This is a genomic window from Pseudomonas sp. S2_H10 (genome assembly GCF_054668285.1).
The window spans coordinates 1,128,549-1,148,829 of the sequence record NZ_CP162754.1 but is presented as its reverse complement, the minus strand read 5'-3'; the positions used below and the strand labels follow the sequence as shown (position 1 = coordinate 1,148,829).

The following is a 20,281-nucleotide window of genomic DNA, read 5'->3' as shown; positions in this document are numbered from 1 at the left end:
GCCATGAACGAGGCCTTGCTGCAGCGTCTGGCGACGCTCGAAGGGGAAAGCGCAGTGCGTCGTTTGATGGCGCGCTACATGGACCTGTGCGATGTGCCGCGGGCGGCGATTCACTTGAGCCAGTTGGCGCAACTGTTCACCGAAGATGCGGTCTGGGAAGGCCTCGGCACCCAGACCGCGCAGACCTTCGGCCAGCACCACGGACGTGCGGCGGTGGCGACCTTTGTCGGCGGTTATCTGCCGCCGTCCGATCACTTCAAGCTGAACCTGCATTACCTCACCAGCGAGTCGATCGTGGTCGACGGTAACAAGGCGCAAGGGCAGTGGATCATGCAGCAGATCTCGACTTACGCCGATGGCCGCAACGAGCTGTTCGGCACGCGTCTGAACATTGATTTTCGTTGCGTGGATGGCACTTGGCTGATCGCGCATTTCCGTACGCAGCGTTTGTTCAATACGGAGTTGAGTGCATGAGTACCTTCATCAGCGAATTCCTTCTCGGTGGCAACGGCAAGCGCGTCGCCATCAAGGACTCCATCGACATCGCCGGCCACCCGACCCGCTCGGGCAGCCGTGCTTTTGCCGATGCACCGGCGGCAACGAAAAACGCCGAAGTAGTCGACGCGATCCTCGACGCCGGTTGGCAAATCGTCGGCAAGACCAACCTGCATGAACTGGCGTTTGGCGTCACCGGCATCAACGACTTGACCGGCACGCCGATCAACCCGCAGGCGCCGGACCGCGTGCCGGGCGGTTCGTCCAGCGGTTCGGCTGCGGCGGTCGCGGCAGGTTTGGCGGACATCGCCATCGGCACCGACACCGGTGGTTCGGTGCGGGTGCCGGCCGCTTGCTGCGGCGTGGCCGGGCTCAAGCCGACTTACGGCCGAGTCAGCCGTGTTGGCGCCCATCCGCTGGAATCCAGCCTCGATTGCGTCGGGCCGTTCGCCAAAAGCATGGACGACCTGATCGCGGCGATGCAGGTGATCTGTCCGGGCTTTGCCGTTCAGGGCTTGCCGGGCGCCGGTGCAAAAGTCGCCTTCCTTGACGTGAACTGCGACCCGCACCTGCAAGCCTGCCTGGGTGCCGCCGCCGACCGCGCCGGATGGCGCCGCGGCAATTTGCATTTGAGCGAGTTCGAAGCAGCGTTCGCCGCCGGCCTGACCGTGATCAATTTCGAAAACTGGGCGGCGTTCGGCCACCTGACCGGCAAAGGCTTGATCGGCGCCGACGTGGAAACACGTTTGCTGGCGGCCAGCCGCACCACGCGCCAAGACCTGGCCGAGGCCGAGGCCGTGCGCACAGCGTTCACCCAACAAGTGGACGCAGCGCTGGAAGACTTTGCCGTATTGCTGCTGCCGACACTGCCAACCCTGCCGCCGACCCTCGGCGAAGCCCGCGCCGGCAGCAAGGCCGTGGCCGGCATGACCCCGCTGGTACGTCCCTTCAACCTCAGCGGCCATCCGGCCCTGACGGTGCCGGTGGAACTCGATTGCGGCGGGCTGAAAGTCGGCCTGCAAATAGTCGGTCGCAAAGGTCAGGACGAACTGGTCTGCGCCTTTGGTGCGCAGCTGCAAGCCTCTATCACTCAATCATAAAAAGAAGCCATGAGGAGAACCGCATGAGCACTCATGAATATCAGCTGATCGCATCGTCGAAAAGCCCCGAAGACCTGGTCCAGCACGACCGCGTCGACGTCTCGCTGTACAACGATCCAGCACTGTTCGAAGCCGAGCTGGACAAGATTTTCTACCGCACCTGGGTGTGGGTTGCCCACGAGAGCGAAGTGCGCAACAGCGGCGACTTCAAGACCGCCATGGTCGGCCGTCGCCCGGTGATTGTCGTGCGCGACAAGAAAAACAACATCAACGTGCTGGAAAACCGTTGCCGCCACCGTGGCGCCACCGTGTGCGAGAAGCACAAGGGCAACGCCACCGGATTCACCTGCCCGTACCACAGCTGGTCCTATGGCCTGGACGGCAAGCTGCGCGCGCTGCCGTATCCGGACGGTTACGAAGGCATCCTGGAGAAATCCGAGCTGCCGCTGACCAGCCTGCGGGTCGAAAGCTACGCCGGCATGGTCTTCGCCAGCTACAACGACGAGATCGAGCCGCTGGAAGACTTCCTCGGTGGCGCGAAGCACTGGATGGACCTGTTCATGAAGCAGGGCGCCGGCTACCCGATCAAGACCCAGGGCGAGCACAAGTTCAGCTTCAAGGGCAACTGGAAGATCCAGCTGGAAAACACCACCGACGGTTACCACTTCCCGATCGTGCACAAGTCGTTCATGTCGTCGGTGGATGAAGAGACCTCGGAAATGCTCTCGTTCATGACCGACGAACAAGCCGTGACCCACTCCCCGGGCAACGGCCACAGCGTGATGGTGATGGTGCCGGAGCACGTCGACCTCGATCACGACGACGGCACCGAGCAGTTGCAGGAACGCTTCGCCCACGTCACTGAAGAGCTGTCGAAAACCATGCCGGCCGATCAGGTGCGTCGCATCGTGCGTTCGCTGCACGGCGCCGGGTTCAACCTGAACCTGTTCCCCAACGTGGCGATGTCGATGTCGTTCTTCCGTGTGCTGCGCCCGGTGTCGGTCACCGAGACGGAGATCCGTCACGTTGCCCTCGGCATGGACGGCGGCCCGGAAGTCGCCAACCGCGAGCGCATGCGCATCCACGAACACTTCCAGGGCCCGTTCGGTTTCGGCAGCCCCGACGATGCCGAGGCCTGGGACCGCGTGCAGCGCGGCTCGTATGCCGGCGTCGACGCGCCGATCCTGGTCAACCGCGGCCTGAACCGCGAAATCACCGCTGAAAACGGCGACAAGGTCAGCCACGCCACCGACGAAGGCGGCATGCGCGGTGCCTACGACATGTGGAAAAGGATGATGAGCCAATGAGCAATCACGACACCCTGAATGGTTTTTCCGGCCCGTTGGCCCAGGCCATCGAATTCATCTGGCGCGAAGCCGAACTGCTCGACCACAAGAACTACGCCGAATGGGCAACCTTGTGGAGCGACAGCGGCAAGTACATCGTGCCGATCGACCCGGATACCGAAGATTTCGAGGCGACCCTGAACTACGCCTACGACGATGCGCGCATGCGTGACCTGCGCATCGAACGCCTGACCGCCGGCTACTCGCCGTCGGCGGTGGACGCTGCGAAAACCATTCGCACGGTCTCGCGTTTCCGTCTGGTGGAAGCGGCCGGCGACATCGTCGAAGTGAACTCCGCGCAGCTGCTGTACGCCTACAAGCGCGGCGTGCACACGCCGTTCGTGGCCGACCTGAACCACCGTATCCGCTTCACCGACGGCGTGCCGACCCTGGAGCGCAAAGTGGTGCGCCTGATCAACTCCACCGACAGCCTGAGCGCGCTCGGCTTCCTTTGTGAGGGCAACATCATGAGTCGAGTAGCCCTTGTAACGGGTGCCTCGCGCGGGCTGGGCGAATGCATCGCCCGGCGTCTGCACGCGGCGGGTTATCGCGTCGCCCTGGCGGATGTGCGCCTCGATGGCGTGCAGCAACTGGCCGCAGAACTGGATGGCAGTGGCGCCAGCGCCGTCGCCATCGAGCTGGATGTGCGCAGCAAGGCTGACTTCCTGCGTGCCCGCGACCTGCTCGCCGAGCGCTGGGGCGGCACGGACATCCTGGTGAACAATGCCGGTGTGTCGAAGGTCGCGGCGTTGATGGACATCACGCCGGAAGAGTTCGACGAGTCGATGGCGATCAACCTGCGCGGCACCTTCGTCGCCTGCCAGGTGTTCGGCGCGCACTTCGCCGAGCGCGGTTTCGGGCGCATCGTCAACATCGCGTCCCTGGCCGGACAAAACGGCGGCACCGCCACCGGCGCGCATTACGCGGCGGCCAAGGGCGGCGTGGCGACCCTGACCAAGGTCTTCGCCCGGGAACTGGCGCCGCAAGGGGTGACGGTCAACAGCATCTCGCCGGGTCCGCTGGACTTGCCGATAGTGCGTGAAAGTGTGGCGCCGGAGCGTCTGGAGCAGATTCTCAAGATGATCCCGGCCGGCACCCTCGGTGACCCTGCGTTCATCGCCGACAGCGTGTTGCTGCTGATCGCCGATAACGCGACTTCCGTGACGGGCGCGTGCCTGGACGTCAACGGCGGCTTGTTCATGCGCTGATTGGCTCGCCGAAAAATAACCCTTGTAGGAGCCGGCTTGCTGGCGATGGCGGCCTTGAGTCATGCATCGCCTATCAGGGCGCCTTCGCCAGCAAGCCGGCTCCTACAAGTGCTGTGTTAAACAAAAATATATTCAGGTGATGCAATGATGAAGGTGAAGATCGAAAGGATCGTCGACGAAGCGCTGGATATCCGTTCCTTTCGCCTCGTGCGCAGTGACGGCCAGCCGCTCGACACCTATGAGCCGGGCGCCCACGTCGACCTGACCGGGCCGACCGGGGTGACCCGCCAGTATTCGCTGTGCAGCCCGCCGCAGGATCGCCGTGCGTATCTGGTGGCGGTGAAGAAAGAAGCGCAGTCGCGCGGTGGTTCCCTGGCGCTGCACGAGCAGGTAGAAGAGGGCATGGAGCTGGAAATGGGGGCGCCGCGCAACCTGTTCCGTCTTGATGAAAGTGCCCGCGAACACGTGCTGTTCGCCGCCGGTATCGGCGTCACGCCGCTGTTGAGCATGGCTTATCGACTGGCGGAAAGCGGCCAGCCGTACCGCCTGCACTACTTCGCTCGTTCGGCGCAGTACGCCGCGTTTACCGAGCTGTTGGCGACAAACTTTGCCGATCAGGTGGAATTCCACTACGGCGTGGAGCCGGCGGATCTGGACGGCGCCCTGAGCGCATGCCTGGAGCGCGCCGGCGGCGCGGCCCACGTCTACACCTGCGGCCCGGCACCGTTCATGAACAAGGTGGTGGAAGTGGCTTCGCGCAGTCGCGCGGACGATGCCATCCACCTCGAACACTTCGCCGCGGACCCGGCGGCCAACAGCGCCCCGGCCGGCGGTTTCGAAGTGGAACTGGCCAGTTCCGGCGTGGTGCTACACGTGCCGGCCGACAGCAGCCTGGTCGACGTGCTGCAAGCCCACGGCTGCGACATCGACACCGAGTGCCGCGAAGGCATCTGCGGCACCTGCATAGTAGAGGTCCTGGACGGTTTGCCGGAGCATCGCGACAACTGCCTGTCGAACAAGGAAAAGGCCTCCAACAAGCAGATCTGCGCCTGTGTATCGCGGGCGCTTTCCGCTCGTCTGGTATTGGACCTGTAAGACTAAGGAAGGCTGGAAAGCATGCGCCGGAGCCTGTTGAATGGGCGCCCGGCGGCCGTCGAGGGAGGAGACGGCTACAAACGAGAATGATTTTTAGCGAACCGCTCGACGAAGCGGTCGGAAAATAACAACAAAAACCCTGAGGCTTTGCGGACATGATTACAGCATCGACGGTGCGCAACGAGGCGTTCGAAAGTTGGTTGAGCCAGGTGAACCAGGCCTGTGGGCGTTTCGACGCGCGGGCGCTGGACACGGATTTCTACGGCGAACTGGCGGAATTTCGCAGCGGTGCGATCAACCTCAGTGTGGTCGACATGGCGCATGTGCATTTGTATCGCACCAGCAAGGACGTCAGCACCAGCAGCGACGGACACTACTACGCAGTGTTCCAGATGCGCGGCAGCTCGCAGCTGGAGCAGGGCGACAACCGCGCGAACCTGGGGTGTGGCGACATCGCGCTGATCGACGCCAGCCGTCCGAGCGACATGATCTACAACGACGACTGTCGACAGCTGTCATTGATACTTCCGCGCCAGGTGGTGGAACGTGGTTCGCACTTCAACGCCGTCAACTGTGCCACGCGCATCGCGGCGAGCAGCCCCCTGGCGGCGATGGCCAACAAGCTGGTGCTGGACACCCGTCAGCACGAAGGCCTGGACATGCAGGAAAGCGAGGCCGTGCTCGATGCCCTGGCCAGCCTGCTGCTGCCGGGCATCAGCGCTCGCGACAGCGCTGCCGATCCCCATGAACGGCAATTCCGCAAGATCATCGCGTTCATTGATGCACACCTCAGCGACGAAGAACTGTGCCCCGAACTGATCGCCCGTGAAGTGGGCATATCCGTGCGCGGCCTGTACCGGATGTTCTCCAAGCGCGGGTTGGTGGTGGCGCAATACATCAAGCATCGCCGCCTGGACTTCTGCGCGGAAAACCTGCGCCGCGCCGATGTCGATCAGAAGCTGTCGGCGTTGTGTTATGCGTGGGGGTTCTCGGACTCGAGCTACTTCTCGTCGGCGTTCAAGTCGCGCTTTGGCGTGTCGCCGGGGGCTTATCGCAAGCGCTATAGCCAGATCTGACAGCGCGTTATCGTTCATCGTCGGAACGCCGCCCGGAGCAAGCCCGCTCCCACAGTATCTGCGTCGTACACAAATGCTGTGTGCACTGAGGAACCTGTGGGAGCGGGCTTGCCCGCGAAAGCGGTGTGTCAGTCACTATCAATGTTGAATGTGCCGGCCTCATCGCGGGCAAGCCCGCTCCCACAGTATCTGCGTCGTACACAAATGCTGTGTGCACTAAAGAACCTGTGGGAGCTGGCTTGCCAGCGATGGCGGTCTGATGACCGCCACAGATCCCTCAATGCCGCACCGGCTCTTCCACCGGCAAATGCAGCACTTCGCGCACCAGCATGGCGATGCTGGTCACGCCCATCTTTTCCTTGATCTTGGTGCGGTGCACGTCAACGGTCTTCACGCTGATGTTGAGCTCGCGCGCGATCACCTTGCTGGCCTTGCCATCGATCACCAGCATCAACACTTCGCGCTCTCGGCTGGTCAGCAGCGCCAGCTTGCCTTGCAGGTTCTGCCGCTGCTGCTGATCGGCCTGGGCGTGCACGGCGGTTTTCAGCGCCGCCTGGATGCGGTCGATCATCTGCTGCGGGTTGTAGGGCTTCTCGACGAAGTCCAGCGCGCCGTTCTTCATCGCCGCGACCGACATCGGGATATCGCCATGGGCCGAGACGAAGATGGTCGGCAGGGTACTGCCGCGCTGGTTGAGGATTTCCTGCAACTGGAAACCGCTGGTCTCCGGCATGCGCACGTCGAGCACCAGGCAGGCGGGCTGCTTGGGGTCGTATTGGCTGAGGAATTCTTCGGCGCCGGCAAAGCACTGCGCCTGCACGCTGACCGACTCCAGCAACCACGCCAGCGAAGTGCGCAGGTCCTTGTCGTCGTCAACGATGTAAACAATCGGTTTGCGGGTTTCCATCGGGGCTGCCACGAAAATTCTAATTATTGTTTTCGCACGCGAACGCGCGGCACGCATCGGCTCGTCTTTGCCGAGTCAGTAAGCAGAATACCCACTGTGGCCGGCCCTTGCGATAAAGAAACCACCTAGTCGACTAGCGGAAACCCAACCTCGTCATGGGGATCGTCAGAATGGTTGCGGCGCAGCCACGGCCTTAGTCTTGTTCCATCACCTACGGACCGCGCAACGCCGGTCCTCCAGAAGGAAGGGGCATCGACATGGCCGACCTGAGCCAGCAGCAAATCGACTTTCGCAACGCCATGGCGCAGCTGCCTGCCGCGGTGAACATCATCACCACCAACGGCCCCGGCGGCCGTTGCGGCATCACCGCCAGCGCCGTGTGCTCGGTGACCGACTCGCCGCCCACGGTGCTGGTGTGCGTCAACCGCAACAGCGCCACCCACGACGTGTTCCGCACCAACGGCCACCTGTGCATCAACGTGCTGTGTGGCGAGCAGGAAGAACTGGCCCGGCACTTCGCCGGCATGACCCAGGTGCCGATGGCCGAACGCTTCGCCTGGGACCTGTGGGACGACGGCGCCGCCGACGTGCCGGTGCTGCGCGATGCCCTGGTGCAACTGGAAGGACGCATCAGCGAATGCAAGGAAGTGGGCTCGCATTCGGTGATGTTCGTCGAGCTGACGAAGGTCGGCGTGCGCGAACCGCGTGACAGCCTGGTGTATTTCAACCGCCTGTTTCATCGCCTCGAGCATGCCGGGGCGCATTGCTGAACTCCCCCACCCAACCTGTAGGAGCTGGCTTGCCAGCGATGAGGCCCTGAAGACCGCCATCGCCAGCAAGCCGGCTCCTACCTCGCAGTGATCACCGACAGTTTGCTGATCCCCGCCCGCTCGATCGAGGCCATGGCGCGAGCCACTTCGCCATAATTCACGCCGTCATCGGCCTGCAATTGCACGCGCACTTCCGGGTCCTTGGCCTTGGCCGCCTTAAGGTTGAACTCCAGCAGATCCGGCTGGATTTCATCCTTGTTGATGAACACTTTACCGGCGCCGTCGATGCTCACCACCAACGGGTCTTTCTGCTCCACGGGCGCCACGGCTTCGGTCTTGGGCAGGTTGATCGGGATCGCATTGGTCAGCAGCGGCGCGGTGACGATGAACACCACCAACAGCACCAGCATCACGTCCACCAGGGGCGTGACGTTGATCTCACTGAGTACTTCATCGCTGTCTTGAGTCGAAAAGGCCATATCAGGACGCCTCCTTGATTTTCTGCCCGGAGGTGCTGGCGCCGGATTTGCCCGCGACTGGGGTCAGCAGTACGCGGAATGCGTGCTTCTGCGCGAGGTTGTAGAAGTCGTGCGCAAAGTCATCCAGGTCTGCCGCCGTCAGCTTCAGGCGACGCAGGAAGTAGTTGTAGACCAGCACCGCCGGCACGGCGACGGCAATACCGACGCCGGTGGCGACCAGTGCGGCGCCGATGGGGCCCGCCACGGTTTCCAGGCTCGCCGAACCCGCTGCACTGATCCCTTTCAACGCGGACATGATCCCCCAGACGGTGCCGAACAGGCCGATGAAGGGCGAGGTGCTGCCGATACTGGCGAGGATTGCCAAGCCGGTTTCCAGGGAGCGCCGTTCACGCACGATCTGCTGGCGCAGAGCACGCTCGAGGCGGTCCTGATGATTGATCGACTGGCTGAGGTCGGCGTTCTGGCTGTCACTGATCTGGATCGCGTTGTAACCGGCAAGCGCAACGCGGGCCGCGGCGCCAGGCAGGTTGTTGGCGAAATCGGCGGCCGATTCAAGGCTCGAGGCGGCCCAGAACTGCCGGTGGAATTTGCGGTCCTGCGCCTTCAGCCGAGTGAACTGCAGTCCCTTGAGCAAGGCCAGGCCCCAGGTCGCGACGGAGAAGACGATCAACAGCCAGATGACGGCGTGTTCGATGGATTCGAAGGGGGAGGTGAGTAGATTCATGGTCGGGTGCTCCAGCAAGGCATTGGATCGGTTGTAGCGATGCGCCTTTTGTCAGGTAGCCCGCGAGGTATCGATAGGTTTGAGTTACTTGATCTTGAAGTCGATGGGCACGCTGACCCAGCCGTCCAGCGCGGTGTTGCCTTGCCTGGCCGGGACGAAGCTCCAGCGTTTCACGGCGGCCAGTGCGGCGTCGTCCAGCGATTCGCGGCCACTGCTTTTCTGAATCTGGATTTCACCGGGTTTACCGCTGGCCAACACATGCACGCGCAACAACACCGTGCCTTGCCAGCCCCGGCGCATGGCCTGGGACGGGTACTCCGGCGCCGGGTTGTGCAGGTAACCGGCAGTCGCCGAAGCCGGGGTCACCGGCTGAGGGGCAGGCGGTGCCGCAGGTGCTGGCGCCGCCGCTACCGGTTGTGCTGCTACGGGCGGGGCAGGTTGCGCTGTCACGGGTTTGGCCACCGGTTTAGGCACTGGCTTGATCACAGGCTTGGGCTTGGGTATCGGCTTGGGCGGTGGCGGCTTGACGGCCAGTTCATCTTCCACCGGTGGCGGCGGTTCCACCACGGGTTGGGCAATCGGCTCGGGCGCAGGTGGTTCGACAACGGGTGGCGCCGGTTGCGAGAACTCGATGGTCATCGGCGGAATTTCCGGCGGCACCACAGGCAGTTCCGGCGCCGGTATCTGGTTGACCCAGACGATCACCGCGCCATGCAGGACCAGCGCCAACACGGCGAGCAAGACCACCTCGCGACGATTCAACAGCCGTTGCGGTGTACGTTGCAGGCGAGACAGTGCCAGGGGCTCGCGAAACACCCGGCCAAGGTTGAGCAGCTCACCCAGGCCCGGGCTCTGGAACACCTGCGGCAGACTGGCGGGGCTTTGGACATTGCCCATTTGTTTACTCCTGTGAATCCTGTGTTTTTTCCACGCTTGGACGGACCGGTCCGGGCTTCAATGCCCCACCAGTTCCTCCAGCAGTTGTTCCTTGTAGCCTTGCAGTACGCTTGACGCCCGGTCCCGGGGATGGGGCAGGTCGACCTTGATTTCGTGCTTGATCCGTCCCGGATGGGCGTCCATGACGATCACCCGGTCACCCAGGTACAGGGCTTCCTCGATGTCGTGGGTGACCATGATCACGGTGCAGCGTTGCTGCACCCAGATGCGCTGCAACTCGTGTTGCAGCCGTACCCGGGTCAAGGCGTCGAGCGCGCCGAGGGGTTCGTCGAGCAACAGCACTTTCGGTTTGTTGATCAGCGCCCGGGCAATGGCGGCTCGTTGCGCCATGCCGCCGGACAACTGGTGCGGGTAGGCATTCTCGAAGCCGTCGAGGTTGACCAGGGCAATGTGTTCGGCCACCAAACGGTCTTTTTCGGTCTGGGACAGTGGGTGGTTTTTCAAGGCCAGGGCAATGTTCTGGCTCAGGGTCATCCACGGAAACAAACGGTGATCCTGAAACACGATCCCGCGTTCCAGGCTGGTGGCCACGATCCGTTTGCCATCGAGCAGAATGTCACCTTCGTAGTCGGCCTCCAGCCCGACGATGAGTCGCAGCAGCGTGGATTTTCCGCAGCCGCTGGCACCCACGATGCTGACGAACTCGCCGGGGCGAACGTCGAGGTTGATGCTGCGCAGCACCGGCAAAGGCTGGCCTTCGATCCGATAGGATTTGCTCAGGCCGCGAATTTGCAGGGCGCCGGACTGTAGCGGGGTGCTATGGGGCGGGACATATTGGGCGATTGCGTTCATGGAGTGGCCTTTCAACGAATGTTGCGCCAGCGCAGCAAATGGCGGCTTAGAAGGGTGAATAGCAGGGTCATCAGGTAACCGCACAGACCGATGCACAGCACACTGAGGACGATGACTTCCATGCGTGAGCCGGCTTCGGCGTTCATCATCAGGTTGCCCAGACCGGCTCCCGAAGACAGGAACAACTCGCTGCCCACCGCCGTGACCCAGGCAAACGCGAGCGCATGCAGCACACCGGTGGCGATGCTCGGCAGCGCCGCGGGCAACAGCACATGACGAAACCGTTGCCAGCGGGTCAGTACCAGCACCTGGCCGACTTCGCGATAGCGCTGCTCGACATGGCTGAAGCCCTGGTAAGTGTTGAGCACCATGGGGTAGAAAGCCGCGAGGCTCACAATCAGCACCTTGGAGAACTCGCCGTTGCCGAACCACATGGCGATCAGCGGAATCCAGCCGAGCATGGGTACCTGGCGGATCGAATGAAACAGCGGCCCGATCAGCCGGTTGGCAAGTCCCGACAGCGCCATCAACACGCCCAACAGGACACCGAAGAAAATCCCCAGCGCCAGCCCGGTGCTGGTACGCGCCAGGCTGGCCAACAGGTTCACCAGCAGTTCGCCATTGCCCAGCAGCTCGAGCAAGGCGGCGCCGATGGTCGACAGCGGCACAAAGGCGTAAGCCCCCGCCGCGTCCTGGCGTGACAGGTATTCCCAGCCGCCGATCAACAACAGCGGCAGCAACAGGCCACGGGATTTGGCAATCAGTCCAGACATCGAAGGCTCCTAGCGGGTCTGCCAGCGGAACAGCCGCTGTTCCAGTTGGCGAAAGCTGAAATCCAGGGTGAAGCCGATCAATCCGGTCACCACGATCCCGACCATCACCACATCGATGCGCAGCATTTGCCGGCTCATCTCGATCATCTGCCCCAGGCCACTGTCGGCGGCGAGCAACTCGGTGGCCACCAGCACCACCCAGGCGCGGGTCAGGCTGATACGAAAACCGGTGATGATGGGCGGCGCGGCGGCGGGCAGGGCGATCTCGCGGACCAGTGTCGGCCAGCGCAAGCGGTAAACGTCAGCCACCTCGAAGTAGCTGCGCGGAATGGCCTTGACGCCTTCGCTGGCGGCCAGCGCAACCGGGAAGAATGCGGTCTTGGCTACGATGATGATCTTGAAGGTTTCATCGATGCCGAACAGCAGCACGAACATCGGGATCAACGCGATGCTGGGAATCTGGCGCAGGGTGTGGAACAGCGGCGAGCAGTAGATCTCGACATTCTTCGACAGGGCCATCAGCACGCCGAACGCCAGGCCACACAGTGAGCCGATGCCGAACCCCAGCCCCAGGCGCGACAGACTGTTGAGGAGGTGTTCGAGGAGTTCACCGCTGGCGGACAATTGTTCGAAGGTCTGCCACACCCGAGCGGGAGGGACCAGCAGGTTGCGCGGAAAAATCCCGGCCTCGGCGACCACCGCCCACAGCAACAACAGGGCAACAGGAGAGATGAGCCAGGTCAGGGAGGACAACAGACGTTGAGTACGCATGGCGGTTCTTAATTCGGCGAAGTACCGAAGGGGTATCGCAAGAGCTGTGCCAGCGCGGCGGGATCGGGCGGGTTAAATCCGTAGGAGCCGGCTTGCTGGCGATGGCGGCGGTGCGGCCGACACAAATCGTGCTGAGCGCATCGCTGGCAAGCCAGCTCCTACAGGGCTCGTCGTCCCGGCGATTGATGCCTGATCCGCACCCGCTGCTGCCAGGGCAACACCCCGGCAGCAGCCCACTCAGAAGTCGTAACTGACGCTGGTGTAGTAGAACGCGCCCTGGGCGCCTTCGGGGCTGGTGATCGAGTACTTCGGCACGCCGTACAACTGCGCCCCGTCAGCCTTGTCCGGATGGGTGTCGAACAGGTTGATTGCCCCCACCGACACCTTCAGCGCCTTGTCGAAGGTGTATGACAGATCCAGGTCGGTCACCCATTGCGGGCTGTAGGTCTGGTCCAGGGTCGGGTTGGTGGAGTTGAGGCTTTTCCATTCGCCATAGCGGCGCTGGGCCACGGTGACGCCCCAACCGTCATACAGCCAGTTGGCACTGAGGATCAGCTTGGAGTCGGGCGTGCCGTCCTCGATCAGGCCTTGGGTGGTGCGGCCGACAATCTGCGAGCCCTTGATGTTGCCGACGTCGCGCAGGGCGGTGATTCTGGTGTTGTTCTGGCTCACGCCGGCATTCAGGTTCAGGCGTCCCCATTGCTGCAGGTCCAGCTGATAGTTGCCGGCCAGCTCGACACCGTCGGTGCGGGTGTCGGCCACGTTGGTGTAGAAGGCCGCACTCTGGATATTGGCGTAAGGCGTTCCGGCAAAGATCGGCGAAACGACCGACGCGGGCAACTGGTCGGAGAGGGTGATGCGGTTGTCGATATCGATGCGGTAGGCGTCCAGCGTCACCGACGCATTGGCCAGCGGACGCCAGACCAGGCCCAGGGAATAGCTGGTGGACTCTTCCGGCTTGAGCGATGTCCCGCCCAACAGTGCTGCCTCCGGGCTGTCGGCGCGCAATGTGCGCTGCTGCACTTCGACAAAGTTGCCACTGCCCGGTGGCTGCTCCACCACCTGCACGCTGAACGAAGACAAGCCGCTCTGCACCAGGGATGGCGCGCGATAGCCGGTGCTGGCGGTGGCTCGTGCGGCGATCTGCGGGGTGAAGTCGTAGCGCAGGGAGAGCTTGCCGTTGGTGGTGTCACCGAAGTCCGAGTAGTGCTCGGTGCGCACCGCGACGCCCGCCTGGAATTTTTCGCTGAGCTGGCCTTCGACGTCGACATAGGCACCCAGTACGTTTCGTTCCAGAGAGGCGGCGTCGACCTGGGTGATGCCCGAGTAGTACCCGGGAATGCGCCGGCGGGTCACCGGGTCGACCGTGTTGAACAGCGGGCCGTTCTGCCATCCCGCCGCTTCGCCGGCGCTCAGTTCGTAGTTCTCCTGGCGCCAGGCCAGGCCGGCGGAAAGTGTCAGCGGTTTGAACAACAGGTCGGTCGGGAAGTCTCGCACCCAGTCCAGGGTCACGTTGGTCTGATCGGCCTCGCGTTCACCGGTGTAGATCTTTTCCGGGCTGTCGGCGCCCCAGCTGGGGTTGATCGCGTTGCGGTCGGTGGACTTCAGGGTGTTGTCGCCATGGTTCGCGGCAAGGTCGAACTTGCCCAGTTGCTCGTCTTCGTAACGCAGGCCACCGGTCAGCGCATAGTCTTCCAGCGAGTAGCGGGTGATGGGCAGGCGTCCATCCGGGAAGCGTTGCAACGCGGTGCTGCTGTAGTTGTTGCGCAACGTCGTGGGCGGATCGAAGAAGCCTTCGGCGTCGGTGTTCTTGTGGGAGTAGGTGGCAAAGCCGTAGGCGGTCAGGCCTTCGCCGATCCCGACTTCACTGTTCAGGGCGAAGTTGTACTGGTCCGACACGTTGCCCGAACCCCAGCGCCAGGTGCGGTAGCGGTTGTTCTGCTCGCGGGGCGTGTTGATGCTGGTGGAGCCGGGGTAAAAGATCCGGTTGTCGGGGTTGGTGTCGCTGGCCGGGTCCTGGCTGCCGGCATCGAAGCTCAGGGTCAGGAAGCCGTCGTTGGGCAGGGCGATGCCTTTCCAGCCGCTGAATTTGCGCTGGATGCCATCGCCCTTGTCGTAGCCGCCAAAGCGATAACCGAGGTCGCCGCCGTCGTCTTTCTCCTTGAGCACGATGTTGATCACCCCGGCGATGGCGTCCGAGCCGTATTGGGCCGCCGCGCCATCGCGCAGGATTTCCACGCGCTGGATCGAACTCAGGGGAATCAGGCTCAGGTCGACCGCTGCCGCGCCCCGTCCGTTGACCAGGCTTTGGCGGGTGACGTTGGCGCTGGTGTGGCGGCGCTTGCCGTTGACCAGCACCAGCACCTGATCGGATGCCAGGCCGCGCAACGACGCGCCTTGGGCGATGGAGCCGGCAAAAGCGCCCTGGGGCGACTGCGGATAGGTGAACGACGGTGACAGGGCGGTGAGGGCGCCGGACAGGTCGCTGGCACCGGTCTGTTCTAGCTGTTCGCTGGACAGCACATCTATCGGCGCGGCGCTTTCCAGCGCGGTCACGTCGCTGCGCCGCGTACCGAGTACCACCACGGTGTCGAGGTGGTCGCTGCTGGCTGTGGGTTGGGTTTCGGCAGCCACGACAGGCATGGCAAGGCTGCCAATGACCAGCGCGACAGCGCCGGCCAACGGGGTGTGATGGAACATGGCTAAATTCCTTCCAGACAAATGAAGACCCTGTAGGAGCCGGCTTGCCGGCGATGGCGGCCTCAAGTGCGATGCAAGGCTTGCGGGCCTCATCGCCGGCAAGCCGGCTCCTACAGTGGATGTGTGGATGCCGGAGGTCCGGAAATCGATGGTTTTATGGGTGCGTACCGGTAGTCCGGATTCGATGATTTTTCTGTAGGAGCCGGCTTGCTGGCGATGGCGGCCAAGAGGGCGATGCAAGGCATGCGGGCCCATCGCCGGCAAGGGGAGGTTTCGGGTCAGAAGCGACTGGTCACGCTCAGGCCGACGGTGCGCGGGTCACCGTAGGTGATCACGTATTGGCCCAGGGTGCCGTTCGGACGACCGTGTACCTGGTAGCGGCGGTCGGTGACGTTGTTCACGAAACCGGTCACGCTGAGTTTTTCATCCGGGCTGAACCAGGTCAGGCGCGTATTGGCCAGGGTGTAGTGCGCCTGGCTGAGGGTCTTGTCGGCGCTGCTCTGGCGGTCGGCGAGGAAGTATTCCTTGTCGCGGAAACTCACATCGCCACCGGCCACCAACTTGCCACCGACTTCCAGCGGGAAGGTGTAATCGCCACCGAGCGCCACCACGTTGCGCGGTGAACGCACGAAGCTGTTGCCGCTGTAGTCACCCGTGACCACCCCGGTGTTGGGGTTGGTGTTCTTGAAGTCGGTGTATTCGGTGTCGAGGAACGATACCGCGGCACGCAGGTGCAGGAAGTCGGTCGGCTGGGCTTCGAGTTCCAGCTCGGCGCCCTTGACCGTACCCTTGGCGCCGTTGGTCAATGCGGTGGTCAGCACGCCGTTGTTGACCGTCAGCAGGTTCACCTGAATATCCGAGTAGTCGTAGTAGAAGATGTTGGCGTTGGCGGTCAGGCGATGATCGAACCACTCGGATTTGAGGCCGATCTCGTAGGCGTCGAGTTGTTCCGGATCGACCGTGGTCAGCTGCGACAGGCTGGTGGACAGGCCGGTGTTGAAACCGCCGGAACGGAAGCCATGGGCGTAACGGAAGAACACCCGCACGTTGTCGTTGATCCGGTATTCCGGCGTCAGGTCATAGGTCCAGGCTTCCCAGGTCTTGTCTTCCTGACGATTGCCATTGGTGCCGACACCAGGCAGCGGCACCAGCGGGCCGTTGGCCGTGAAGCGGGTCAGTTGCGTCAGGTCGAGGTCGATGTCTTTCTTTTCCTGGGTCCAGCGCAGGCCACCGGTGACGCTGAAATCTTCGGTGAAGTCGTAGGTCAGGTTGCCGAACAGCGCGTAGCTGTCGGTCTTGTGGTCATAGCTCAGATCACGAAAGTCGGTGACGCCGCCGATCTGGTTGGAGCCGGTACCGTTAGGCGTCGGGCCGGGTGTGACAATGCGTTGGGCAGAGCTGTCGAGGTCTTCGTGGAAGTAATGCGCGCCCAGCAGCCAGCGCAGGGTTTCCTGCTGTGGCGATGCCAGGCGCAGCTCCTGGGTGTATTGAGCGTATTTGTTGTCGGAAATCGCTGCTCCGTTGACTTCATAAGGCGTGTAGTCGGCGTCGCTGGTCGCCTGGTTGCGAATGTAGTCGTAGGCGCTGATGGAGGTCAGGGTGTAGTCACCCAGGTGCCAGTTCAGGGTCAGCGACGTGCCGTCGTGATTGAGCTTGGAGTCTTCATTGACATTGATGGCGATATCGCGCCCGCGAGGCCTTTCGTAACCGACGTTGTAATAACGCCCGACTGCGAGCGAGCCGTTGCTGCCGTCGCCTTTGAATTCGCGGCTGTGGACCTTGAGCAGTGCCTCGAGATCGTCATTGACCTGGGCAAGGAACTGCAGGCGGACGGCCTTCTTGTTCACATCGCCATAGGTGTTGTCATCGACCAGGTTCTCCTGGAAACCGTCACGCTCCTCGGAGTACAGCGAGACCCGCGCCGCGAGTTTTTCATCCACCAGCGCTCCCCCCAGAGCGCCGCTGACGATGCGTTCGTTCTTGGTGCCAAATCCGATCGTGCCGAAGCCGTCGGTGTCGAAGGTCGGTTTTTTCGAGATGACGTTCACGGCGCCCGCGGTGGTGTTCTTGCCGTACAGCGTACCTTGCGGCCCGCGCAGGATTTCGATGCGCTCGAGGTCGAACAGCGGCCCGCCGCCGGCAACCGGGGCATTGAGGTAGACGTCATCGGCGTAGATCCCCACCGGGAAAACGGTGGCTGCGCCGGTATCACCGGTACCCAGACCACGGATGTACCAACGTGGGCGGCCATCGCCGTCCGGGTTTTTCGCCGACGTGTTGGGAACGAAGGTGGTGATGTCGCCCATGTTGCGCACGCCGTCGGCCACCAGGCTGGTGCCCTGGATCGCTGACACCGCCACCGGAATCTCTTGCAGGGTTTCCTCCCGGTGTTGCGCGGTGACGGTCACGGTTTTCAGCGAAGGCTCCGCAGCCGATTTGCTGCTGTCGGTTTCTGTGGTTTCTGCTGCCAGCAAACCCTCGCTGACGCCACCCCCGGCGAGTAACAGGGTTAGCCAGATACTTTTGGTGATTGGATTAAGTTTATGCATTTGAGTCTCCCCCAGGAAAGTTTCACTAGTGGGGGTTGAGCAGAGATCGTGCCAAGTGCTTTTTTTGCGTGGTTAGTTTTATCAAGGTGTTGAAAATAAAGGATTTGTTGTTGGCGAAAGCTGTGCGTTCAGCCGATTTTTTATGAGTTTGTTAGTTGGATCCAGTCTGCCGGGAAGTGCCTGTCAGGCATTCAGCAGAAGTTGCTTGGCGGGTGTTGCTGGAGAAGCAGGCGGAACGGAGGAAAGTGTTGCCAGGCCAGCAATTCATTGTTGTTGAGGAAGAATCGCCAGCAAGCCGGCTCCTACAGGTTTTGTGTTGAAACGGAATAAACATTGTAGGAGCCGGCTTGCTGGCGATGACGTCCTGACAGACGCTGAAAATCTCAAACCGCCAATCGTGACGTGGAGCCAATGACCTTTTCCAGCACACTGAAATCGATCCAGTCACGCACATCGAAACGCCGTGGAATGAAGTCCCAGCGATGCAGGAAATCGGTGAAGTCCTGCAGCGCTTCAATGGATCGTGCATCCAGTGTCGTGCGCAGGCGCCGATGGGCGTCTTCGCCGTACGCGGCGGCGACCCAGTACTCGCTGGTGTTCAGTTCCCGGGCCAGAAAACGCCGGGTTTCGTCTGGGTTGGCCCAGGCCCATTGCTCGGTGCGCAGCACGGTATCAACGATGTTCACACTGGCGTCGAAATGCTCGTGCAGCAAGTGGGTGTCGACGGTCAGGGTCCGTGGCGTGCCGTTGTTCGAGCGAATCAGCGGGTCGGGGTGAGAGCCGGTATCGACGACCACCTGCAAACCGAATTCGTTGGCCAGGTGCACGGCGTGCGCGCCCTTGAGAAAAATCGCATCGATGTCGCCACGCAACAATCCGATCAGTTCGTTGTTGCGGCGGCTGACACGCGTGACATCGAGGCTGACTTCCGAGCCGTAGACATGCTGTTTCTGATCGTCGCTGTAGGTGCCGCCATAGGGGTAGTCCACCAACTCGACATCGGACACGTCCAGGCCTTCGAGCTTGAGGGCGTTTTCCAGGCCGCGCAGGGCCTGGGCGCGAGTGAAGTCGATCTGCACGTTGGCCCATTTCGGCAAGCCGAAGCGGCGGTTCTTCAGGTCGCGAATGCTCTTCACACCGGATTCCGCGGTGGTCAGGATCAGCTGCACCTCGTCGCTCCAGGACAGCCCCAGCACGCGGGTCTGTACGCCACTGGCATAGGCCCAGATGGCCGGGATGTTGCCGCCGTGACGCACCGAGTTTTTCAGGTGATGGTCGTAATGGGCTTCGCGAACCTCCCGCTCACTGGACTCGCGCAGTGACTGGATATTCGTGCCGAACGGCGCAAAGGCTTGCGCCAGTCGACCGGATTGCACGGCGATGCCAAGCCCCGTGGGCACAGGGCTATGGGTGTACCAAAGCGTATCGAGTGGTTTGCTCATAAAGTCCTTCAGTGCCGATCCATGAAACCTGGCGGGTTAGCCTGCCAGTGCGGTAGGGGTTTGCAGCAACGCGTCCAGCGGTCGAGGATCGATCCAGTCGCGCACATCGAAGCTGTTTGGGATGAAGCGCCAGCGATGCAGGAAGAGTGTGAAGTCCTGCAGGGCGTCGATGGCCTGCTCATCCAGTTCGGTGCGCAAGCGCAGATGGGCATCGTTGCCATACGCGGCGCTGACCCAGTACTCGCTGCTGTTGGTTTCCCGGGCCAGGTAGCGGCGGGTGTCTTCCGGATGGGTGTGGGCCCAATGTTCGGCGCGTCGTACGGAATCGAGAATGCCGGTGGCGACATCGAAGTGGTTGTCCAGCAGGTTCAGGTCCACGGCCAGCGTGCGGGGGGTGCCATTGTTGCTGCGAATCAGGGGCTCGGGGTGCGAGCCGGTGTCGATGACGGTGTGCAGGCCGAACTCATGGGCCTGCCGGGCGGCGCTGGCGCCTTTGAGGAAGATTGCATCGACCTCGCCGCGCAGCAGACCCACCAGTTCCAGGTTGCGCCCCTCGACCCGTTGCGCACTGACCGGCGTGCCGTTCACAGTGCTGACCTGCGGATCGCTGAACGTACCTTCATAGCGAAAATTCACCAGCTGCACATCGCCAACTTGCAGGCCTTCCAGGCTCAGGGCGTTTTCCAGCCCGCGCAGGGCCTGGGCGCGGGTAAAGTCGATTTGCGCGCCGGCCCAGTCGGGCAAGCCGAAACGACGGCCCTTGAGGTCCTTGACGGTTTTGATGCCGCTGTCGGGAAGGGTCAGGATCAGTTGCACTTCATCGGCCCAGGACAGGCCAATCACCCGTGTCTCCCGGCCCTGGGCCCTGGCCCAGATGGCCGGGATGTTGCCGCCGTGGCGCACCGAGTTGCGCAGGGTGTGATCGAAGTGCGATTCACGCACGGCCTTGTCGGTGGATTCGCGCAGCGACTGCACTTGCGTGCCCAACGCGCCGACGGTGTCTTGCAGCCAGCCTTTTTGCACGGCAATGCCCAGCCCGGTGGGTACCGGGCAGCGGGTGTACCAGAGGGTGTCCAGAGCTTGAGTCATCAATGATT

At 62.5% G+C, this 20,281-nt stretch carries 18 protein-coding genes and 1 pseudogene; 8 read left to right on the top strand and 11 right to left on the bottom strand.

Features of this window, described 5'->3' with window-relative positions; translation table 11 throughout:
• Nucleotides 1–3 precede the first annotated feature (3 nt).
• The 7 genes and pseudogenes from AB4O16_RS05005 (at nucleotide 4) to feaR (ending at nucleotide 6,320) form a co-directional block, all read left to right on the top strand.
• Nucleotides 4–474 (top strand): nuclear transport factor 2 family protein, encoded by a 471-nt coding sequence (locus AB4O16_RS05005; protein WP_460157176.1) that lies wholly within the window; start codon nucleotides 4–6, stop codon nucleotides 472–474.
• Nucleotides 471–1,595, top strand: a complete 1,125-nt coding sequence (locus AB4O16_RS05000) for an amidase (protein WP_460157175.1) — start codon at nucleotides 471–473, stop codon at nucleotides 1,593–1,595. Before AB4O16_RS05005 ends, AB4O16_RS05000 begins: the two co-directional genes overlap by 4 nt.
• A gap of 23 nt (nucleotides 1,596–1,618) precedes the next feature.
• Nucleotides 1,619–2,902 carry an aromatic ring-hydroxylating oxygenase subunit alpha gene (locus AB4O16_RS04995; protein ID WP_460157174.1) on the top strand — a complete coding sequence of 428 codons (1,284 nt, stop codon included), beginning with the start codon at nucleotides 1,619–1,621 and terminating at the stop codon, nucleotides 2,900–2,902.
• A pseudogene (locus AB4O16_RS04990) lies at nucleotides 2,899–3,393 on the top strand (aromatic-ring-hydroxylating dioxygenase subunit beta); the annotation flags it as partial. The gene AB4O16_RS04995 and the pseudogene AB4O16_RS04990, both read left to right, overlap by 4 nt.
• 15 nt (nucleotides 3,394–3,408) lie before the next feature.
• Complete coding sequence (locus AB4O16_RS04985) at nucleotides 3,409–4,149, top strand: SDR family NAD(P)-dependent oxidoreductase (protein ID WP_460158035.1); 741 nt, start codon at nucleotides 3,409–3,411, stop codon at nucleotides 4,147–4,149.
• A 144-nt stretch (nucleotides 4,150–4,293) separates the two neighbouring features.
• The gene (locus AB4O16_RS04980; protein WP_460157173.1) at nucleotides 4,294–5,244 is read left to right on the top strand and encodes a PDR/VanB family oxidoreductase; all 951 of its coding nucleotides are present in this window, start codon (nucleotides 4,294–4,296) and stop codon (nucleotides 5,242–5,244) included.
• A 155-nt stretch (nucleotides 5,245–5,399) separates the two neighbouring features.
• Nucleotides 5,400–6,320, top strand: coding sequence for a transcriptional regulator FeaR (feaR, locus tag AB4O16_RS04975; protein ID WP_160388358.1), 921 nt, complete (start codon nucleotides 5,400–5,402; stop codon nucleotides 6,318–6,320).
• 277 nt (nucleotides 6,321–6,597) lie between these two features.
• Here the strand turns inward: feaR and AB4O16_RS04970 are convergent, their stop codons facing one another.
• A complete protein-coding gene (locus AB4O16_RS04970; RefSeq protein ID WP_160388359.1) occupies nucleotides 6,598–7,227 on the bottom strand; it encodes a response regulator transcription factor in 630 nt (209 codons plus the stop codon).
• A 257-nt stretch (nucleotides 7,228–7,484) separates the two neighbouring features.
• On the opposite strand from AB4O16_RS04970, the gene hpaC reads away from it, so the two are divergent.
• Nucleotides 7,485–7,997 carry a 4-hydroxyphenylacetate 3-monooxygenase, reductase component gene (hpaC, locus tag AB4O16_RS04965; protein WP_160388360.1) on the top strand — a complete coding sequence of 171 codons (513 nt, stop codon included), beginning with the start codon at nucleotides 7,485–7,487 and terminating at the stop codon, nucleotides 7,995–7,997.
• Between the two features lie 77 nt (nucleotides 7,998–8,074).
• Here the strand turns inward: hpaC and AB4O16_RS04960 are convergent, their stop codons facing one another.
• From AB4O16_RS04960 to AB4O16_RS04915, 10 genes are all read right to left on the bottom strand, one after another.
• Nucleotides 8,075–8,476 carry an ExbD/TolR family protein gene (locus AB4O16_RS04960; RefSeq protein ID WP_160388361.1) on the bottom strand — a complete coding sequence of 134 codons (402 nt, stop codon included), beginning with the start codon at nucleotides 8,474–8,476 and terminating at the stop codon, nucleotides 8,075–8,077.
• A gap of 1 nt (nucleotide 8,477) precedes the next feature.
• Nucleotides 8,478–9,200, bottom strand: coding sequence for a MotA/TolQ/ExbB proton channel family protein (locus tag AB4O16_RS04955; RefSeq protein WP_160388362.1), 723 nt, complete (start codon nucleotides 9,198–9,200; stop codon nucleotides 8,478–8,480).
• An 84-nt stretch (nucleotides 9,201–9,284) separates the two neighbouring features.
• On the bottom strand, nucleotides 9,285–10,097 hold the full coding sequence (locus AB4O16_RS04950) for an energy transducer TonB (RefSeq protein WP_460157172.1): 813 nt from the start codon (nucleotides 10,095–10,097) through the stop codon (nucleotides 9,285–9,287).
• 57 nt (nucleotides 10,098–10,154) lie between these two features.
• Nucleotides 10,155–10,949, bottom strand: coding sequence for an ABC transporter ATP-binding protein (locus tag AB4O16_RS04945; RefSeq protein ID WP_460157171.1), 795 nt, complete (start codon nucleotides 10,947–10,949; stop codon nucleotides 10,155–10,157).
• Nucleotides 10,950–10,960: 11 nt separating this feature from the next.
• Complete coding sequence (locus tag AB4O16_RS04940; protein WP_160388365.1) at nucleotides 10,961–11,722, bottom strand: ABC transporter permease; 762 nt, start codon at nucleotides 11,720–11,722, stop codon at nucleotides 10,961–10,963.
• Nucleotides 11,723–11,731: 9 nt separating this feature from the next.
• Nucleotides 11,732–12,493, bottom strand: a complete 762-nt coding sequence (locus AB4O16_RS04935; RefSeq protein WP_460157170.1) for an ABC transporter permease — start codon at nucleotides 12,491–12,493, stop codon at nucleotides 11,732–11,734.
• 237 nt (nucleotides 12,494–12,730) lie between these two features.
• Nucleotides 12,731–15,193, bottom strand: coding sequence for a TonB-dependent receptor plug domain-containing protein (locus AB4O16_RS04930; protein ID WP_460157169.1), 2,463 nt, complete (start codon nucleotides 15,191–15,193; stop codon nucleotides 12,731–12,733).
• Between the two features lie 278 nt (nucleotides 15,194–15,471).
• Nucleotides 15,472–17,742 (bottom strand): TonB-dependent receptor, encoded by a 2,271-nt coding sequence (locus tag AB4O16_RS04925; RefSeq protein ID WP_460157168.1) that lies wholly within the window; start codon nucleotides 17,740–17,742, stop codon nucleotides 15,472–15,474.
• Nucleotides 17,743–18,125: 383 nt separating this feature from the next.
• A complete protein-coding gene (locus AB4O16_RS04920; protein ID WP_110661677.1) occupies nucleotides 18,126–19,184 on the bottom strand; it encodes an ABC transporter substrate-binding protein in 1,059 nt (352 codons plus the stop codon).
• Between the two features lie 36 nt (nucleotides 19,185–19,220).
• Nucleotides 19,221–20,273 (bottom strand): ABC transporter substrate-binding protein, encoded by a 1,053-nt coding sequence (locus AB4O16_RS04915; protein ID WP_460157167.1) that lies wholly within the window; start codon nucleotides 20,271–20,273, stop codon nucleotides 19,221–19,223.
• Nucleotides 20,274–20,281 lie beyond the last annotated feature (8 nt).